The 18,403-nt window shown below is 67.8% G+C and carries 21 protein-coding genes; 13 read left to right on the top strand and 8 right to left on the bottom strand.

All coding sequences use genetic code 11. The features are described from left to right. Positions 1-61: 61 nt before the first annotated feature. The 4 genes from phnD to FQK05_RS23920 all read left to right on the top strand — a co-directional run bounded on the left by phnD (position 62) and on the right by FQK05_RS23920 (position 4,030). Complete coding sequence (phnD, locus tag FQK05_RS23935; RefSeq protein WP_158971745.1) at positions 62-967, top strand: phosphonate ABC transporter substrate-binding protein; 906 nt, start codon at positions 62-64, stop codon at positions 965-967. Between the two features lie 64 nt (positions 968-1,031). Beyond that, positions 1,032-1,916 (top strand): phosphonate ABC transporter, permease protein PhnE, encoded by an 885-nt coding sequence (phnE, locus tag FQK05_RS23930; RefSeq protein ID WP_158971743.1) that lies wholly within the window; start codon positions 1,032-1,034, stop codon positions 1,914-1,916. Further along, complete coding sequence (gene phnE / locus FQK05_RS23925) at positions 1,913-3,232, top strand: phosphonate ABC transporter, permease protein PhnE (protein ID WP_158971741.1); 1,320 nt, start codon at positions 1,913-1,915, stop codon at positions 3,230-3,232. Before phnE (FQK05_RS23930) ends, phnE (FQK05_RS23925) begins: the two co-directional genes overlap by 4 nt. A 174-nt stretch (positions 3,233-3,406) precedes the next feature. Next, positions 3,407-4,030 carry an LbetaH domain-containing protein gene (locus tag FQK05_RS23920; RefSeq protein WP_158971740.1) on the top strand — a complete coding sequence of 208 codons (624 nt, stop codon included), beginning with the start codon at positions 3,407-3,409 and terminating at the stop codon, positions 4,028-4,030. A 4-nt stretch (positions 4,031-4,034) separates the two neighbouring features. Here FQK05_RS23920 and phnF read toward each other — a convergent pair whose 3' ends face one another. After that, entirely contained in the window at positions 4,035-4,769 is a 735-nt protein-coding gene (phnF, locus tag FQK05_RS23915) for a phosphonate metabolism transcriptional regulator PhnF (protein ID WP_158971738.1), read from the bottom strand. A gap of 170 nt (positions 4,770-4,939) precedes the next feature. Between phnF and phnG the strand changes: the two genes are divergently transcribed. The 8 genes from phnG to phnN all read left to right on the top strand — a co-directional run bounded on the left by phnG (position 4,940) and on the right by phnN (position 11,088). Continuing rightward, complete coding sequence (gene phnG, locus FQK05_RS23910; protein ID WP_158971736.1) at positions 4,940-5,401, top strand: phosphonate C-P lyase system protein PhnG; 462 nt, start codon at positions 4,940-4,942, stop codon at positions 5,399-5,401. After that, a complete protein-coding gene (gene phnH / locus FQK05_RS23905; RefSeq protein WP_158971734.1) occupies positions 5,398-5,982 on the top strand; it encodes a phosphonate C-P lyase system protein PhnH in 585 nt (194 codons plus the stop codon). Before phnG ends, phnH begins: the two co-directional genes overlap by 4 nt. Positions 5,983-5,984: 2 nt before the next feature. Continuing rightward, positions 5,985-7,106 carry a carbon-phosphorus lyase complex subunit PhnI gene (locus FQK05_RS23900; protein ID WP_158971732.1) on the top strand — a complete coding sequence of 374 codons (1,122 nt, stop codon included), beginning with the start codon at positions 5,985-5,987 and terminating at the stop codon, positions 7,104-7,106. Then, positions 7,103-7,942: an alpha-D-ribose 1-methylphosphonate 5-phosphate C-P-lyase PhnJ gene (locus tag FQK05_RS23895; RefSeq protein WP_158971730.1), complete on the top strand. Its 840-nt coding sequence runs from the start codon at positions 7,103-7,105 to the stop codon at positions 7,940-7,942. Before FQK05_RS23900 ends, FQK05_RS23895 begins: the two co-directional genes overlap by 4 nt. After that, on the top strand, positions 7,939-8,709 hold the full coding sequence (phnK, locus tag FQK05_RS23890; RefSeq protein WP_158971728.1) for a phosphonate C-P lyase system protein PhnK: 771 nt from the start codon (positions 7,939-7,941) through the stop codon (positions 8,707-8,709). The genes FQK05_RS23895 and phnK overlap by 4 nt, the downstream gene beginning before the upstream one ends. Positions 8,710-8,712: 3 nt before the next feature. Beyond that, positions 8,713-9,669 carry a CorA family divalent cation transporter gene (locus FQK05_RS23885; RefSeq protein ID WP_158971726.1) on the top strand — a complete coding sequence of 319 codons (957 nt, stop codon included), beginning with the start codon at positions 8,713-8,715 and terminating at the stop codon, positions 9,667-9,669. Between the two features lie 163 nt (positions 9,670-9,832). Further along, positions 9,833-10,516: a phosphonate C-P lyase system protein PhnL gene (gene phnL / locus FQK05_RS23880; protein ID WP_158971724.1), complete on the top strand. Its 684-nt coding sequence runs from the start codon at positions 9,833-9,835 to the stop codon at positions 10,514-10,516. After that, entirely contained in the window at positions 10,513-11,088 is a 576-nt protein-coding gene (gene phnN / locus FQK05_RS23875) for a phosphonate metabolism protein/1,5-bisphosphokinase (PRPP-forming) PhnN (RefSeq protein ID WP_158971722.1), read from the top strand. Before phnL ends, phnN begins: the two co-directional genes overlap by 4 nt. Here phnN and FQK05_RS23870 read toward each other — a convergent pair. Beyond that, a complete protein-coding gene (locus FQK05_RS23870; protein WP_158971720.1) occupies positions 11,070-11,768 on the bottom strand; it encodes a DUF1045 domain-containing protein in 699 nt (232 codons plus the stop codon). The genes phnN and FQK05_RS23870 overlap by 19 nt on opposite strands. A 106-nt stretch (positions 11,769-11,874) precedes the next feature. On the opposite strand from FQK05_RS23870, the gene FQK05_RS23865 reads away from it, so the two are divergent. After that, a complete protein-coding gene (locus FQK05_RS23865; RefSeq protein ID WP_158971718.1) occupies positions 11,875-13,017 on the top strand; it encodes an alpha-D-ribose 1-methylphosphonate 5-triphosphate diphosphatase in 1,143 nt (380 codons plus the stop codon). Between the two features lie 63 nt (positions 13,018-13,080). Here the strand turns inward: FQK05_RS23865 and FQK05_RS23860 are convergent, their stop codons facing one another. The 6 genes from FQK05_RS23860 to FQK05_RS23835 are packed head-to-tail and all read right to left on the bottom strand — an operon-like array spanning position 13,081 to position 18,397. Next, the gene (locus tag FQK05_RS23860; protein WP_158971716.1) at positions 13,081-13,560 is read right to left on the bottom strand and encodes a class I SAM-dependent methyltransferase; all 480 of its coding nucleotides are present in this window, start codon (positions 13,558-13,560) and stop codon (positions 13,081-13,083) included. Next, positions 13,557-14,336, bottom strand: coding sequence for a polysaccharide deacetylase family protein (locus tag FQK05_RS23855; RefSeq protein WP_325063967.1), 780 nt, complete (start codon positions 14,334-14,336; stop codon positions 13,557-13,559). The genes FQK05_RS23860 and FQK05_RS23855 overlap by 4 nt, the downstream gene beginning before the upstream one ends. Then, positions 14,333-15,454, bottom strand: coding sequence for a glycosyltransferase family protein (locus tag FQK05_RS23850; protein WP_158971714.1), 1,122 nt, complete (start codon positions 15,452-15,454; stop codon positions 14,333-14,335). Before FQK05_RS23850 ends, FQK05_RS23855 begins: the two co-directional genes overlap by 4 nt. Next, the gene (locus FQK05_RS23845) at positions 15,451-16,047 is read right to left on the bottom strand and encodes a histidine phosphatase family protein (RefSeq protein ID WP_158971712.1); all 597 of its coding nucleotides are present in this window, start codon (positions 16,045-16,047) and stop codon (positions 15,451-15,453) included. The genes FQK05_RS23850 and FQK05_RS23845 overlap by 4 nt, the downstream gene beginning before the upstream one ends. Then, positions 16,044-17,129: a glycosyltransferase family 4 protein gene (locus FQK05_RS23840; protein WP_158971709.1), complete on the bottom strand. Its 1,086-nt coding sequence runs from the start codon at positions 17,127-17,129 to the stop codon at positions 16,044-16,046. Before FQK05_RS23840 ends, FQK05_RS23845 begins: the two co-directional genes overlap by 4 nt. After that, positions 17,126-18,397, bottom strand: coding sequence for a glycosyltransferase family 4 protein (locus tag FQK05_RS23835; protein ID WP_158971707.1), 1,272 nt, complete (start codon positions 18,395-18,397; stop codon positions 17,126-17,128). Before FQK05_RS23835 ends, FQK05_RS23840 begins: the two co-directional genes overlap by 4 nt. Between the last annotated feature and the right edge of the window lie 6 nt (positions 18,398-18,403).

Raw genomic sequence — 18,403 nt, 5'->3', positions numbered from 1 at the left:
TTTTCCACGACCGCCCGACCCGCACTGCGGCCGGGCACCTCAACCCCGGGAGAGAACACCCATGAAGAAACTGATCGCTGCCGCCCTGGCAACCACCGCGCTGGCTGCCCCGGCCTTCGCCCAGGACCAGATCGAAGAATTCCGCATCGGCATCCTTGGCGGCGAAAATGCCCAAGACCGCATGAACAACAACGAATGCCTGCGCGTCTACACCGAAGAGACGCTGGGCGTCCCGGCCAAGCTGTTCGCCCCCGCCGACTATAACGGCGTTATCCAGGGCCTTCTGGGCGGCACCATCGACATGGCGATCCTGGGCGCCTCGGGCTATGCCAAGACCTACCTGACCGATCCGGACGCCGTGACCCCGGTGCTGGTCAAGGTCAACACCGACGGCTCCTACGGGTATTACTCGGTGGGCTTCGCCCGCAAGGACAGCGGCATCGCCTCGCTGGAAGACATGAAGGGCAAGGTCTTCGGCTTCGGCGACCCCAACTCGACCTCGGGCTACCTGATCCCGTCGATCGAGATCCCGGAAATCACCGGCGCATCGATGCAGTCGGGCGATTATTTCGGCGACGTGAAGTTCACCGGCGGTCATGAACAGACCATCGTTGCCGTGTTCAACGGCGACATCGACGCCGGCGTGACCTGGGCGGACGGCCTGGGCGAATGGGAAGACGGCTACAATTCGGGCGCGCTGCGCAAGGCCGTTGACGCCGGTCTCGTCGACATGAACGACATGGTCGAGATCTGGAAATCGAAGCCGATCCCGGAAGGCCCGCTGGTCCTGCGCACCGCCCTGCCGGCCGACGTCAAGGAAAAGATGACTGCCCTGCTGGCCGGCCTGAACGAGACCGACCCGGACTGCTTCTACAACGTCGCAGCGGGCGAAGCGCAAAGCTTCTCGCCCATCGGTCACGACGCCTACCTGTCGATCATCGCAGCCCGTCAGGCCGCATCCAACTAAGCGATCATCGCTTCCCGAAGCCCGGTCCCTGCGGCCGGGCTTCTTTCCGTCCGGGGATCCGTACATGGCAGATACCACCGCCCGCATGGGCACAGATGCCGTCCAGGCCGACTACATGGCGCTGACCCGCCGCAAGCGCGTCTACAGTGTCGTCCTGCTGGCGGTCTTCGTGGCCCTCATGGCGGCCGGCTTCCGCACCGCCGACAGCCGCAATGCCGGCGGCTTCTGGGACGGGATCACCCATGTCTTCGACTTCCCGGCCGAAGTTCTGGGCGAAGCCTGGGCCAATGCCGCCCGGCTGCCCGGCCACCTGGTCGACCACCTGCCCGCACTGGTGGAAACGCTGAACATCGCCGCGGCCTCGACCCTGATCGGGACGGCCTTCGGCACGCTGCTGGCGCTCTTGTCCACCCGCGGCCTGGCCCGCTGGCCGGGGCTGATCCCGGTCTTCCGCCGGACCATGGACGTGGCCCGCGCCATCCCCGAAATCGTCATCGCGCTGGTCCTGATCTTCGTCCTCGGCGGCGGCCCCGTCCCGGCGATGATCGCCATCGCCATCCACACCACCGGCGCGCTGGGCAAACTTTTTTCCGAAGTGAACGAAAACGTGTCCCTGAAGCCGGTCGAAGGCCTGCAATCCGTCGGCGCCACCTGGGCACAGAAGATGTACCTGGGCGTGATCCCGCAAGTCGGGCCCAACTATGTCAGCTATGCGCTGCTGCGGCTGGAAATCAACATCCGCGCCTCGGCCATCCTGGGCTTCGTGGGCGCCGGCGGCATCGGTTACGACCTGCGCAACGCGATGTCCTGGGGCCAGGGCCGATACGACCAGGCCGCCGCCATCTTCATCCTTCTCTTCCTGACCATCGTCGCCGTCGACCAGTTCTCGGGCTATCTCCGCACACAGCTGACCCATGGCCGCCAACCCAGGGAAGGAGCCCGCGCATGACCGTCACCACCAGCGATATCGACCTGCTGAAGGCGGGCGCCGACCATCTGTTCCGGACCAAGCGGCTCATGGGCTTCGCGGTTCCCGCCGTGGCAATCCTTTACCTGGCCTACATCTTCTTCGCCTTCGACGTAGCGGGGCTGTGGTCCCGCGCGGATGTCGAAAAGGCGCATACGCTGATCTCCGACAGCTACAGCTACAAGATGCACGTTACCCGCGATAACCGGACGGGACAGGTCGACGTGTCGATCGAAGGGCGCCGGAACGGCACCTACGACGCCGACAAGGCCCCCGACTGGGTGGCCCGCGGCACGGAGACGGTGATCGACCTGGGCCGCGACAACATCGTGACCTTCGGACCCGGCAGCCGGGTGACCTACGCGATCCCGGGCTATGGCACGTTCACGGCCGATCCCGGCCGCAACGGCGTAAACGCGACCTATCCCCCGGGCGAGCTGCCGGGCTGGATCAACGCGTCCAGGAACCGCGTGGCCATCACCACCGAAGCCGGCCGCCTGACCGTGACCCGCAACCGGACCGAGGTCTTTCGCTATTTCCTGGGATGGGAGGCGTTCTGGTTCACCATCGACAGCCCCTATTACGGCATGAACGTGATCGACGTGGCCAGCCACGCGGTTCGGGGCGAGGCCGGCGATATCTGGACCGCCTTCTGGACCAACACGATGTGGCGTCACCAGGACGTGGCCTGGGCCCTGTTCGAAACGATCCTGATGGCCTTCCTGGGGACCTTCGGCGCGGGGATCGTGGCCCTGCCTCTGGCCTTCCTGGCCGCCCGCAACTTCTCTCCCTTCCTGGCGGTCCGTTTCACCATGCGCCGGGCCTTCGACTTCGTCCGCGGGGTGGACGCGCTGATCTGGACCATCGTCCTGGCCCGCGCCTTCGGCCCCGGCCCCCTGACCGGCGCGCTGGCGATCCTGGTCACGGACACGGGCACCTTCGGCAAAATCTTTTCCGAAGCGCTGGAAAACGTCGACAAGGCCCCCATCGAAGGCGTGACCTCGACCGGCGCCAATGCGGTCCAGCGCTATCGTTTCGGGGTGATCCCGCAGGTGGTGCCGGTTCTGATCTCGCAGCTCCTGTATTTCCTGGAATCCAACACGCGCTCGGCCACGGTGATCGGCGCGATCACGGGCGGTGGCATTGGCCTGCTGATCACGCAAGCTATCATCACCCAGCAGGACTGGGAGAAGGTGACCTATTTCATCGTCCTGATCGTGCTTCTTGTGATGGCCATGGATTCTCTGTCCGGCTGGCTGCGCCGCCGCCTGATCGCCGGGGGCGATAGCGGTCCCTAGGGACCGCGCGGGGGCTCTGCCCCCGCACCCCCGGAGGTATTTGTTAAGAGAAGAAGGGGCACGGTCCCGACTTGCAGTCCCCCGCTTCTTCTCTTCAAAAATACTCCCGCCGGAGGCGCCACACGGCGCCACCGGGACCGTGGCCGGACAGCATCCGCACAGCGAGGATACCGAATGAGCAAGACCGATCGCCTGTCCGCCGGGACGCCGCGCATCCACGAGGACTGCGCGATAACCGAGAGCCGCCTCGGCGGATTTGTCGAAATCGGGCGCATGACACGCATCGCTCATTCGAGCGTCGGCGACTATTCCTATTGCGACCGTTTCTGCGACATCGCCAATGCAGAGATCGGGAAGTTCGCCAATATCGCCAGCTGCGTCCGGATCGGTGCCACGGATCATCCGCTGGACCGGGCATCGCTGCACCATTTCCTGTATCGCTCGGCCTCGTACTGGGAAGACACGCCCGACGATGCGGCATGGTTCGAGAAGCGGCGGGCCCGGCGGACCGCGATCGGACACGACACCTGGATCGGACACAATGCCCAGATCAAGCCGGACGTGACCGTGGGCCATGGGGCCGTCGTGGCCGCGGGCGCCGTAGTGACAAAGAACGTGGATCCCTACACGATCGTGGCCGGCCTGCCTGCCAAGCCGATTCGGCGGCGCCAGCACGCGGACATTGCCGAGCGGCTGATCGCGCTGGCCTGGTGGGACTGGCCGCACGACGCCCTGCACGATGCGCTGGAAGATTTTCGGAACATGTCCGTGGAGGCGTTCCTGGAGAAATACGAATAGCCCGTCAGTCAGGCTCGACGGCGGGCAGGTCGCTGCTGCCGACAGTCAGCGCTACACGTTCGCCCGCGAACCAGGTGCGGCCGAATTCGACCGGCACGCCGTTCGGGTCGGCACTGATGCTCTCCGTCCCAAGGAGAGGCGCGCCCTGCCGGATCTGAAGGTGGCGCGCATCCGTTGCCGTGGCCTGGATCGCCGTGATCCGGGTCGAGACACGGACATAATCCCTGACGCCCGCCTGCCGCAGGGCCGAGGTGATCGAGGGATCGGCCCGCAGGAAGCTGGGCAGGTCCGGCAGCAGGTCTGCCGGAAAGCAGGTCCGGAACAGCGCCAGCGGCTGTTCGTCCGCCAGCGAGATGCCTTCGTAGACATGGACCGGTGCACCGGGGTCGAGGTCCAGCGCCTCGGCCTCGCGCTGGTCGGCGGCGCGCGTGGTCACAGCCAGGATCCGGCGCGACGGCAGGCGGCCCGCCGCATAGAGGTTCCGGTTGAAACGCACGCGTGTGCCGATCGGATAGTCCGTCGGACGTGCCGCCACGAAGACGCCGGCGCCACGCCGGGAATGCACAAGGCCTTCATCCGACAGGGACGCCATCGCCCGCCGCACCGTATGTCGGTTCACGCCGAAGCGGGCAGCCAGCTGCGCCTCGGTCGGCAGGCGCGTGCCGGGGGCGTTCCGGCCTTCGGCAATGTCCGCCTTCAGCGAATTGGCGATGAATTTCCAGAGCGGCATCCGGCTCATGTCGTGGGTCGTCCTGTCATCAAAAGTTCACAGCGAACCCGTTGCGAAGGCGGTGCTGGCAGTCTAAAATTTGTCCAGTTGTATAGATTGCTTTGCGCACTTGTCCAAGCCGGATTCGACATGTTCGACATGAAGTATAGTCTTTTTCGCCGCAGATGGGGAAATCTCGCATGACACCTGCCGTACCTTCAGCCGAGGCAAAGCGCCGCCGGTGGATGAGTCTTCTGTCCCGGGCACCGGAGGCGCAGGTGCTGTCGCTGTGGGCCGGCTACGCGCCCAAGCCCGACTTCGACTGGCTCCGCCGACCGGAGGCCGGGGCGGTCATGGTCCGTGGCCGGATGGGCGGCAACGGTGCGCCCTTCAACCTGGGCGAAATGACCGTGACCCGCTGTTCGGTCCGGACCGCCGACGGCCGGGTGGGCCATGCCTATGTCCAGGGCCGCGGCCGGGACAAGGCCGAGGCCGCGGCCCTGGTCGACGCCCTGATGCAGGGGGACGAGGCCCCGCGGATCGAGGCGGAGATCCTGTCGAAGCTGGAGGCCGGGATGGAAGAGGCCCGCGCCCGGCGCGCCGGCAAGGCCGCTGCCACCAAGGTCGACTTCTTCACTCTGGTCCGGGGGGAGGACGCATGAACCCTGCCGCAGATGGTTCGCATTTCTCCGGTGGCTTCGGGGATCCCGGCCGCGATGCCGCCCGCGCCTTTCGCGTGATCATGACCGTGCTGGCCCGTCCGGGCGAGATCGGGGAACTGGGCATGGTCAGCGCCCCTGCGCCGCTGTCGCCGGCACAGGCCGGGCTGATCCTGACGCTGTGCGATACCGGAACGCCGTTGCACCTGGCGGGCCCGGCCGATTGCGCGCCCGTGCGCGACTGGGTCCGGTTTCACACCGGCGCCCCGCTGGCAGCGGCCGGGGATGCGGAATTCGCCGTTGGAACATGGGCAGATCTGAAGCCGCTGGATCGCTACCGGATCGGGACGCCGGACTATCCCGACCGGTCGGTCACGCTGTTCGCCGAGCTTCCGGGGCTCGACGCCACGGACGCCGTGCTGACAGGTCCGGGTATCAGGGACAGCGCCCGGCTGTCCCTGCCCGACATCGCGCTGTTGCAGGACAATGCGATGCTGTTCCCGCTGGGGATCGACATCTTCTTCACCTGCGGTACGGCCCTGGCCGGCCTGCCCCGCAGCACCCGGATCGAAGCGGAGGGCTGACGATGTATGTGGCAGTGAAAGGCGGCGAACGCGCCATCAACAACGCCCATGCCTGGCTGGCCGAGGAACGGCGGGGCGACACCGGCATAGCCGAGCTGAGCATCGAACAGATCCGCGAGCAACTGGCGCTGGCCGTGAACCGGGTGATGGCCGAAGGGTCCCTCTACGATCCCGACCTGGCCGCATTGGCGATCAAGCAGTCGCGCGGCGACCTGATCGAGGCGATCTTCCTGATCCGCGCCTACCGTACCACCCTGCCCCGCTTCGGCGCGTCCGAACCGCTGGACACCGGTGCGATGGACTGCGACCGGCGCATTTCGGCCACGTTCAAGGATGCGCCCGGCGGACAAATCCTGGGGCCGACCTTCGACTACACGCACCGCCTGCTGGATTTCAAGCTGGCGGCCGAAGGCGGTGCGCCGGAAGCGGTCAGCGAGCCGGCAGACCCCATGGATATCCCTCATATCGCCAGCTTCCTGGGGGCCGAAGGCCTGTTGCAGGAGGAAGCGAAATCCGATGCCACGCCACGGGACCTGACCCGCGAACCGCTGTCCTTCCCGGCCGACCGGGCCGTGCGCTTGCAGGCGCTGACACGGGGGGACGAAGGGTTCCTGCTGGGCCTGGGCTATTCCACGCAGCGCGGCTATGCCCGCAACCACGCCTTCGTCGGCGAGTTGCGGATCGGCAAGGTGCCGGTCGAGATGGAGATCCCCGAACTGGGCTTCGCCATCGAGATCGGCGAGATCGACGTGACCGAATGCGAGACCGTGAACCAGTTCAAGGGATCCAAGGTCGAACCGCCACAGTTCACGCGCGGCTATGGCCTGGTCTTCGGCCAGACCGAGCGCAAGGCGATTTCCATGGCGCTGGTCGACCGGGCCCTGCGCTGGGAGGAACTGGGCGAGGAGAATGCCGGGGCGGCCGCGCAGAACGTGGAATTCGTTCTCAGCCATTCCGACAACATCCAGGCCACCGGTTTCGTCGAGCACATCAAGCTGCCCCACTATGTCGACTTCCAGGCGGAACTGGAACTGGTGCGGCGCCTGCGGCGCGAGGCCGAGGCGGCGCAGCAGGCCGCCGCGCCGGACGCGACGCAACCCATGGTAGAGGAGCCCGCGGAATGAGCGGTTACAACTTCGCCTATCTGGACGAGGACACCAAGCGGATGATCCGCCGGGCGATCCTGAAGGGGCTGGCCGTCCCGGGCTACCAGGTGCCCTTTGCCAGCCGCGAGATGCCGATGCCCTATGGCTGGGGTACGGGCGGCGTGCAGGTATCGGCCGCGGTGCTGGTGCCCGAGGACGTGATGAAGGTCATCGACCAGGGTGCCGACGACACGACCAATGCGGTGTCCATCCGGGCCTTCTTCCAGAAGACGGCCCAGGTTGCGGTGACCGAGGCCACGGGCGAGGCGACCCTGATCCAGACCCGCCACCGCATCCCCGAACGGCCGCTGACCGAGGATCAGATCCTGGTCTACCAGGTGCCGATCCCGGAACCCCTGCGATTCCTGGAACCGCGCGAGACCGAGACGCGCAAGATGCACGCGCTGGCGGAATATGGGCTGATGCATGTGAAGCTCTACGAGGACATCGCCCGCCACGGCGAGATCGCGACCTCCTACGCCTATCCGGTGAAGGTGGCCGACCGCTATGTCATGGACCCCTCGCCCATTCCGAAATTCGACAATCCGAAGCTGGAATCCGCCGCGATCCAGCTGTTCGGCGCGGGACGGGAACAGCGGATCTATGCGCTGCCGCCCTGGACCCCGGCCGTCAGTCTGGATTTCGAGGATCATCCGTTCGAGGCCCGCAAGGCGCCGGGTTGCTGCGGGATCTGCGGGGCGGAAGACAGTTACCTGGACGAAGTCATCCTGGACGACGCGGGCGGGCGGATGTTCGTCTGTTCCGACACCGACTATTGCCGGTCGCGCGTCGCCGCGGCGGAGGACGCCGCATGAACCCGATTCTGTCCGTCAGGAACCTGGAAAAGCGCTATGGCGCGCGGATCGGGTGCACCGGTGTCAGCTTCGACCTGTATCCGGGCGAGGTCATGGGGATCGTCGGCGAAAGCGGGTCCGGCAAGACGACACTGCTGAACTGCATGGCCGGCGGGCTGGTGCCCGACAGCGGCGAAGTTGTCTTCGACATGCGTGAAGGCGGTCCCCGGGACGTGCTGAAGCTGTCGGAACCGCGCCGTCGGATGCTGGCCCGGACCGATTGGGCCTTCGTCCACCAGAATCCGCGGGACGGATTGCGGATGGGCGTTTCGGCCGGCGGCAATGTCGGCGAACGGCTGATGTCGGTCGGTGCGCGGAACTATGGCGCGATCCGGGCCGAGGCGCAGGACTGGCTGGGCCGGGTGGAAATCGCAGACGACCGGATCGACGACCGGCCCCGCGACTTTTCGGGCGGGATGCAGCAGCGGCTTCAGATTGCGCGGAACCTGGTGACGGGGCCCAGGCTCGCCTTCATGGACGAACCGACCGGCGGGCTGGACGTTTCGGTGCAGGCGCGTCTGCTGGACCTGATCCGCGGGCTGGTCCACGACATGGGGCTGTCGGCCATCGTGGTGACCCATGACCTGGCCGTCGTGCGCCTTCTGGCAGACCGGCTGATGGTGATGCGTCAGGGCCGGGTGGTGGAACAGGGTCTGACAGACCAGGTTCTTGACGACCCCCAGGACGCCTATACTCAGCTTCTGGTGAGTTCAGTCCTGCAGGTCTAGTCCATGATTTTCGCGTATTCGCTCCTGAACGGTCGGCTGATCCTCCAGGCCCCGGACGCCGATGTGTCCGAGGCGCTGTGGATCGACCTATACCGCCCCACGGAAGATCAGGTTGCGGTGGTGACGGCCCTTGGCTTCGAGATCCCGACCAAGGCGGAGATGCGCGAACTGGAACCATCGAACCGGCTATACCGTGACGATGGCGTCGACTACATGACCGTGGTGATGCCGGGGCGCGACGTTCAGGGCCTGCCCGCGAACGGGCCGGTGACCTTCATGCTGGCCGAACACCAGCTGGTCACGGTGCGCCACCACGCGGTGCGGGCGTTCAAGATGTACCCGGATTCGGCGCATCAGACCGCCATCGGCTGTACCGACCCGCGGTGCCTGCTGCTGGGCCTGCTGGGCGAGAACATCGGCGGGCTGGCGGACATGCTGGAGCGGATCGGCGACCGTCTGGACGAACTGGCGCTGTGGATCTTCGACGACGACCGGAAGTCGGATACCGAGCTGGAAGAGACGCTGAAGCGCACCGGCCGGATGGCGGAACTGATCGGCAAGATCCGGATGGCCCTGATGAACCTGGACCGGCTGCTTGGCCACCTGGAACCTGCGCTGCTGAAACACGCCGATGCCCATGCGCTGCGCCCGGTGCTGCCGGGGCTGGAACGCGACATCGCGGCCCTGGCAGTGCATTGCGACTATCTGACGGGACGGGTGAGCTTTGCCACCGATGCCACGATGGGGATGATCGGACTGGGGCAGAACCGGTCCATTTCGGTCATGTCGGCGGTGACGTCGCTGTTCATCCCGCCAACGCTGATCGCGTCGATCTACGGCATGAACTTCAGCGACATGCCGGAACTGCAGGATGCCTGGGGCTATGAACTGACGCTGCTGGGAATGCTGGTGTCGTCGGTGCTGACCTATTTCCTGATGCGCTGGCAGAGATGGCTGTGAGCAGCGTCGGGCATGTTTCGGGGGGCGTGGGCCGCCTGCGGCGGCGCGGGGACGCTGTCCCCGGACCCCTGAGGTATTTGAAGACCAAAGAAGCAGGGGGCGCGGCCCCGCGTTTCCGGACCGGGCCTTTTGCAGCCGGTGTTGATCTGATTGGAGCGGGACAATGATCCGTATCGAGAACCTGTCGAAGACCTTCACGCTTCACAACCAGGGCGGCGCAGTGATCGAGGTGCTGACCGGCGCCTCGCTGCACGTAGGCCCCGGGGAATGCGTGGCGCTGACGGGCGCGTCGGGCGCCGGCAAGTCGACGCTGATGCGGCTGATCTACGGAAACTATCGCGCATCGGCCGGTGTGTTGTCGGTGGCGGGGACGGATATCGTCACGGCCGCTCCCCGGGACATCCTGGCGCTTCGGCGCCAGACGCTGGGCTATGTCTCGCAGTTCCTGCGGGTCGTGCCGCGGGTGCCGACGCGGGATGTCGTGGCAGAACCCCTGGTGGCGCTGGGTGTGCCCCGGGACGTGGCGCGCGCGCAGGCCGAGACCTTGCTGGCGCGGCTGAACGTGCCGGCCCCCTTGTGGGACCTGAGCCCGACGACTTTTTCCGGGGGAGAACAACAGCGCGTGAACATCGCCCGCGGCTTCGTCCATCCCTATCCGGTTCTGCTGCTGGACGAACCGACCGCGAGTCTGGATGCCGCGAACCGCGAGGTGGTCGTGTCGCTGATCGGGGAAGCACGGGAGCGCGGCGCGGCGATCGTCGGCATCTTTCACGACGCCGAAGCGCGGGCGCGGGTCTGCACCCGCGAGGTCGACGTGCGGGAATTCGCGCCCATGGCCCAGGTATGAGCGACCGCCGCGCCCCGACCCCAGCCCCGGCGCCGGTGATCGCCGTCGTCGGGCCGTCCGGCGTCGGCAAGGATTCCGTGATGGCGGCGCTTCTGGCCCGCGATCCGGGCATCCGTCCCGTGCGCCGTGTCATCACCCGGGCCCCCGAAGCGGGTGGCGAGGACTATCAGCCGGTGACCGAAGACGTCTTTGCCGGGATGGTGGCGGCCGGCGCCTTTGCGCTGCACTGGCAGGCGCACGGGCTGTCCTATGGCATTCCTGCCACCATCGACGGCCAGCGGGCCGAGGCCGGGACCGGCGTTCTGGTCAATCTGTCCCGCGCGGTGTTGCGGCAGGCGCAGGACCGGTTCGGCACCCTGATCGTTCTGGCACTGGAGGCCGACGAGGCCATCCTTGCTGAGCGGCTGGCGGCCCGCGGCCGCGAGGATGCGGCAGGCCAGGCGAAGCGGCTGGGCCGGGCGGCGCTGGAGTTGCCCGAGGGGCTGGCGCGGGTTCACCGGATCGACAACTCCGGCGCGCTGGACACTGCGGTGGAGGCGGCGCTGGCCGCGCTTCACCCCGAAAGCGCGTAGCGATGGACCAGGTGGAAGCGTCCGTCGTCCGCCTCGCCCGCCAGGGCCAGTTCGTCGATGACGAAGGGGCGCGGCAGCATCGGGTGAAGGCGCGCTTCCAGCGCATCGGCGACCGGGGCCTGGATATCCTGCGGGTACGGCCCCGAGAGGGTGATGTGGAAGTGGAATTCGTCCATCACGTAAGGGTAACCCCATTGCAGCAGCAGAGCGTCCTGTGCAGGCGTCAGCCGGCTGGCGCGGCGCTTGGCCAGTTCCGCCTCGGTCAGGGCATCGCGGCAGGGGTCGAGCCCTTCGACACAGGCGCCGGCCAGAGCATTCAGGGCGGTTTCGTCGCCCACGGGCCGCAAGGCGAGAAAGCGGCCCAGGCGGGTGACCGCAAGCGCGTCCAGCATCACCGGCTTCAGGGTCGAACAAAGTGCTGCGGCGGCGGTCTTCAGATCCTCCTCCGAGACACCGGGCGCCAGGCGGAAGGGCGCCTTGATCGTTGCGTGCAGCCCGTACTTGCGCGGACGCTCGGTGATCTGTGCCACCGGCAGGGGCAGGCCCGGGACGTCCGGATGCGCGACCTCGGCCCCCGCTTCGGCGTCCCAGCCCAACCAGTCGGTGGCGAAGCGGACCCAGGGTTCGGTCGTGCGCGGCAGGAAATAAAGCGCGTGGCGGCGAAAGACGGGGTCGGTCACGAACGGGACCTCCTTGCTGGATATTCGGGGCTGGAAACCCGGGCCGGCCCGAAGGGGCCGCCGTTTCCTTCAAATCAGATTTCTCATGCACCAAGGGCATAGCAAAATGACGCAAGAGATGATCCTGGCCAATGCGCGGCTGATCCTGGCGGACGAAGTCCGTACCGGCGCCGTGAAGATCGCCGGCGAGGAAATCGTGGCGATCGACGAGGGGACATCCGTCCCGGCCGGCGCGGTGGACTGCGAGGGCGACTTCATCGCCCCCGGCCTGGTGGAGCTGCATACCGACAACCTGGAGCAGCATCTGCATCCGCGGCCCGGGGTCGACTGGCCCCATGCCGCCGCAATCCTGGCCCATGACGCGGAACTGGCTGCAACGGGCATCACCACGGTTTTCGACGCAATGCGGGTGGGCTTCAACCCGTCGTCGCGGTCCGACACCAAGGCCTATGCCCGCGGGCTGGCGACGGAACTGTGGGACCTGCGCGAAGCCGGGACGCTGAGGATCAGCCATTTCCTGCACCTTCGGGCCGAAATCTGCGCCGAGACGCTGGTGGACGACCTGAACGAATTCGGGCCCGAGGACCGCGTGGGGATCGTGTCGCTGATGGATCACACGCCGGGGCAACGGCAATATGCGGATGTCTCGAAACTGGCGGACTACATGAAGCGGACCCAGGGCCTGACCGGCGCGGCGTTCGACGCCTATTGCGACCAGTTGATGGAACAGCGCGACCGCCTTGGCCCCCCGCACGAAGCGCATGCCGTGGCTTGTGCCAGGCGGTTCGGTGCTGTTCTGGCCAGCCACGACGACAGCAACCGGGCCCAGGTCGAACATTCCGCGGCCCATGGCGTGCAGGTGGCCGAGTTCCCGACCACGGTCGAGGCAGCGCAGGTCTGCCACGAAAACGGGATTCCCGTGATGATGGGCGCGCCCAACGTGATCCGGGGCGGATCGCATTCCGGGAACGTCGCCGCCGCGGAACTGGCGCACGAGGGGCTGCTGGACATCCTGTCGTCGGATTACGTGCCGGCCGCGCTGTTGCTGGGCGCAGTGCAGCTGGGCGAACTGTGGGGCGACATGGCACGGGGGCTGGCAACAGTCACGGCCACACCGGCGAAAGCCGTGGGGCTGCAGGATCGTGGCACGGTCGAAATCGGCAAACGCGCCGACCTGATCCGCTTCCGGCTCCACGGCCGCACCCCGATCCTGGGCGGCGTCTGGTCGCGCGGGCGCCGGGCCGCCTGAAGAAAGCGGCCGCGAAGGCCCTTTCTTCAAGGGCATCCCGAACCGGCCCTGCGGCCGGTTCCCTTACGCCGCGACGTAGAACAGGTAGCGATCGGGCGGAATCGTGTCGGGGGCCTTCACCTCGGAAAAGCCCACAAGCGGCTGGCCCGACACCACCAGCCCGCCGGGTGCCATGACCCGCATCAGCGCCGGGCTGAGACGTGCCGCTTCGGCCACGTCCTCTTCCTTCACGCCGCGGCCCAGGTCGTAATGCGCCAGCACCACCTTCGTGCCGGTCGCGGCCAGGCGGTCCAGCATCGGTTCCGCCTCGCCTTCCAGATAGTCTTCCTTCGGCGGCACGCAGGACGGATGGCAGGCCAGCACCCGGTCCACGACCCAGATGCGACGGTCCGGCAGGACCTCTCGCAGGTGGTCGTAGGTGCGCCCGTTGCCCAGGCCCAGGTCCAGCACGTCGCCCGGAAGCCCTGAGATCTGTTCGGCCGCCCAGTTCAGACCGTCGCGTTGCGCTGCCAGTCGCCGCAGCATCGAATCAAGCCGGCTCATTGCCCGTCCTCCAAGTTCAGTTCCTGTTCCAGGCGGCAGAACCGCACCGGTCCCGCCGACAGCCGCGCCAGCAGCGCGGCCACGAAATCCCAGACATCGTCGTCGTGGATCAGGTGATGGGTCAGCAGGCCAAAGGGCTCTGTCGCATCCACCGTGCCCGCCCGCCGCGCCGCCATGTCCAGGGCCATGCCCGCCACCAGCGCCGACGGATCCGCCAACGCCCGCGTCGTTTTCCACGCCACCGGGTCCAGATGTGTGTTCACCTGCACCAGCCCGGGCGCGGACATGGGTCGCTTCCGCGGCAGATAGGTCGAGATCGCCCGATAGCCCAGCCCAGCAAGCCCTTCGACTACCTCCGGCGCCACGCGGTTCCAGGGCGGTACGAAGACCGGCAGAAGGTCCCGGTTGAACAGCTCTTCCATCCGCCACAGCGCGTCGCGCGCGTCGTCCAGCCAGATCCCGGGCGGGCGATGGTCGCCGAATTCGGCCTTCTTCTGGGTCAGGGGCGCGTGGCTTTCGTGGCGCCAGCCATGAACCAGCGGCACCAGAGCGTCTTCGACCACCACCCGCGCGACCAGCCGCCGGTCGGCATGGGCCGGGATCACTGCCAGGTGGACCGGAAGGCCCGCACCGTCTGCCAGCGCCACCATCCGTTGCAGTTCGGGCGTATCCGACACGGCATCGTCATCGCGCCACCAGAACGGCAGTACACGCCCTTCGGCGGCCCAAAGGTCCAGTTCCGCGTCCAGCGGGGTCCAGTCTATGGCCATGCTCATGCCGCGGTCTCTGTCACGATACGTACCGTTTCGGCGGCGCCGTCGAAGCGCAGGCCCGAAGCCGTGCGGCGGCCTTCGGCCATGACCCGGGCCACCGCCTCGGCCAGCAGGGCCGGGGTCAGGCCTGCGGCCGGTACGACACGAATCGCGGGCAGCCGGGCCAGGCTTTCGGCACGCAGGGTCTGTTCGACCTCGCCGCCGTCGTCGAAGGGGACGAAGGCCGCCGGCGCACCGGCCTGCAGAACATCCAGCGTCGTGTTGTAGCCGCACATCGACACCAAAGCCGCCGCACCCTGCAGCATCTGGCGGAAGTCGGGCCGTGGCCCCTCGACCTTTGCAGCCGATCCCGCGCGGTCCTGCCATTCGGCCAGCCGCTGGGTTCCCCCGCCCACCAGCATCCGCATCGGCGCCGGCACCAGCCCGGCCGCGCCCAGCGCCGCGGCATAAAGACTGTCGCCCACGGCACCGCCGCCGGCGCTGACCAGAATCTCTCCGGCGCCGACGCCCTGTGGATGCGCGCCGGCCGGGGGCGGCGCAACATAGCCGGTATAGCGCAATTTCCCCGACAGGCGCGCCGTCACCGGCCAGCTCGCCTCCAGCCGCGTGGCGGCCGGGTCGGAATGGACAAGCACGGCGTCGAAGTGATCGGCCACGATCTCCTCTGCCCGTTCGGCGCGGGCGGGCTTCGACGGCGGGGCCAGGATATCGCGGATCGAGCAATAGATCCGCGGGCGCGGCTGCATCCCCTTGGCGGCGTCCAGCAGGGCCAGGAACTCGGCGCTCAGCACGCGGCGGCCGAAGGGGAAAAGCTCGGTGATCAGCGCGTCGGGACCGGTATCTTCCAGCACATCCAACAGCGCCTGCCGACGCGCAGCCAGATAGGCGTCGTCGGCTATCGCACCGTCCGCATCCAATAGCGTCGTGAACGCGGTTCCGTCCGAAGCCAACGGCGGCAATTGCACCACCGTCACTCCGGTCGCGTCCAACTGCGGCGCCGGGCGCCCGCCGGTGGCGAGGACAACGTCATGCCCCGCCGCCGCAAAGGCCCGGCCCAACGTCAGGGCGCGGGACAGGTGGCCGGTGCCCAGAAGGTGGGTCACGACGATCATCACCTTCATGCCGCATTTCCCCGTGGCACAAGGCGGACGGTCTCGACCTCGGGATCGGGGCGCAGGCGGCCGTCTTCCCAGATCAACGGATAAAGCCGGGCGCGCTTGACGGCAAAGGGTGCAGGCCCGGCGAAATCCCAGCCATGGGCCAGCGCCAGCAATACCCGCATCACGCCGATATGGCACACGGCGACCGCGTCGCGTTCCAGCCCAGCGCACCACTCCAGAAGGCGGTCGCGCAGCGCAGATGGAGGCTCACCCCCCGGCGGGCTGTAATCCCAGCCCCAGTCCTCGATATGGCGGTAGTCGACGGCGGGATCGGCCAGAAGGTCTGCTCCGTGCAGGCCCTCCCAGTCGCCCCAGTTCATCTCGGTCAACCGGTCCGACAGGTGCGGGGCGCGTCCCGCGACGATTTCGGCCGTTTCCTTTGCGCGGAGCAGCGGGCTGGACCAGAGGTCGGCCCTGTCCCAGGGCGCCGGCAACGAAAGCGCCGCCAGATCGGCGCGGGCGGCATCGTCCAGGGGAATGTCGCTTCGGCCCTGGATGCGGTGTTCGCGGTTCCACGACGTGTGGCCGTGGCGCAGAAGGGCGATACGGATCATGCCGCGCGTTCCAGCACGGTGGCGATACCGTCCGCCAGCGTCCGCGCGGCAGCCGGCAGCAAGTGACAGTCGGTGACCTTCCGGCGCGCGGACGTACCGCGTGCGGTCCGCAGCGACGTGTCGGCGATCAGGGCATCCAGTGCGCGGGCCAGCCCGTCGGGGCCTGCGCCCACCGGGACCATGCCTTCGGCCGGGACGACCTCGCGCACGCCGGGGCCGTCCTGGGCCACGACCGGCAGCCCCGCGGCCTGGGCTTCAAGGTAGACCATGCCATAGGCCTCGTTCACGCCGGGCCAGAAGAAGATGTCGTGCGCGGCATAGACCGCCGGCAGATCCTCGCGGTCCAGGCGGCCGTGAAACGTCACCCGGTCGGCAAAGGGGGCCATGTCGGCCTCGATCGCCGCGCGGGCGGGACCGTCGCCGACCACGTCCAGCGTCCAGCCTCGGGCCGTCAGGCAGGCCAGCGTTTCGGCGATGATCCCGTAGGACTGTCGCTTGACGTCGTCGCGCATCATGCCGACGGCCAGAAGCCGTGTCCCCGAACCGGGGGCCGCCTGTGGACCGACCCCGGACCGGGGCAGGAACGGGGCCAGGTGGACCAGTTTCTGACCGTCGACCCGGTCGCGCTCCAGCGTCTCGGCATCCAGTGCGGTCAGGTAGAAGATCAGATCGGCCGCATCGCTGGCCGCCTCTGCCGCTGCCGCGAAAGACGCCCACGGGCCGGTCAGGCGGGACCTGGCGCGCGAGGTCTCGATCTGGACGTAAGGCACACCCAGTTGCCGGGCGACATGGGGGCCGATCAGGTCGGGGCTCTTGTAGTAATTGTGGTAGCTGATCCAGAGATCGCAGGCGCCCTTCAGGAGGGGCACAAGGCGGGCGATCTCGGCCGCGGCCTGTTCCTGCAGGTCCGCCTGCCGGACCGCGTCGCCGCGCCCGTCGTAAAGTCGGATGTGGGATACCGTCTTCGCCTCGATTCCCGCATGGGACAGCGCGGCCAGCAGCGCGCGGCCCATTTCCCTGTCGCCCGAGGGCACCGGATGGTCCGGCGCCTTCAGGGGCGCGAAGAAGGCGGCACGGATCATGCCGCGCCGACCGGGTCGCGGGCCATCACGACCCCGGCGCGGGTGATACCGTTCAGCAGGCCCGAAAGCGTGCGGATGCCGGGCATCACGGCAAAGTCGCTGACCAGCCTGTCATATGCGGCCCCGGCCATCGCCGCGGCACGGGCCGGGTCGGCCGCCATGTCCCGGATCGCCTGCGCCAGCGCCGGGCCGGTGTCTTCGACCAGCAGGCCATGACGGCCGTTCTGGACGAATTCCGGGATCGCCGACACGGGGGTCGAGATGATGGGCAGCTTCTGCGACGCCGCTTCCATCAGCACGTTAGGCAATCCGTCCCGGTCGCCATCAGTCGCCACACGGGAGGGCAGGACAAAAAGGTCGGAGGTCGCCAGCGCCTGCACCACGTCGCCCTGCGCCAGGGCTCCCAGCCAGTCGATCCGGTCCGAGACGCCCGCCGCCTTGGCCTGCGCCTTCAGCCTGTCGCCCAGGTCGCCGCCGCCGATATGGGTCCAGTGCCAGTCCAGGTCGGCGGGCAGCAGGGCCAGCGCCTCGATCAGGCGGTCGAAGCCCTTCTTTTCCACCAGCCGGCCGATGGAAAGGATCTTCAGCGGCCCGTCGGCCGCCCGCGGCGCGCGCGCGGGCGGGGCCGGGAAACGCGTCAGGTCCAGCCCATGATAGACCAGCCGGATCCGTTCCGGCGCCGCCGACAACGACCGCAGCCGTTCGGCCCCGTAGGCCGTGCAGGTCACCCCGAAGGCCGCGCCGAACCGGGACGGGTCCAGCTTTTCCTCGATCTCCCAGTCGGGCGAGGTCCAGATGTCCTTAGCATGGGCCGAAAAGCTCCACGGCAGGCCCCGCAGGATGGCGGCATAGCGCGCGACCGAGGACGGGGTGTGCAGGAAATGGGCGTAAAGGCCCAGCACCTCCTCCGGCAATTCACGGGCCAGCACGCAGGCCTGCCCCCAGCGGCGCAGGCGGTTCGGCGTGGTGTCGCGGGCATAATCGGCCTGAAAGGTCGCCTGCGCCCGCCGGTAGCCCGGCATCGCCTGCGCGGCCTGGAAGCCCAGGCGCACACGCTCCGGTTCCTCATACAGGTATTCGGGCAGGTAGTGGACCGGCGCCTTCATCTGGCGGTGCAGGTCGTGCAGGCGCGTGTCCGTGGGGTGGCGCAGCGACCAGACCTCGAAATTCACTCCCAACTGTTCAAGCGCGACCAGTTCCTGGGCGATGAAGGTTTCGGACAGGCGCGGCCAGCCCTTGACCACGATGGCCAGCGGTGGATGGGTCATGGGTCT

This window comes from Chachezhania sediminis, from assembly GCF_009765275.1.
Lineage (GTDB): Bacteria > Pseudomonadota > Alphaproteobacteria > Rhodobacterales > Rhodobacteraceae > Chachezhania > Chachezhania sediminis.
This window is presented reverse-complemented; position numbering and strand designations above follow the sequence as displayed.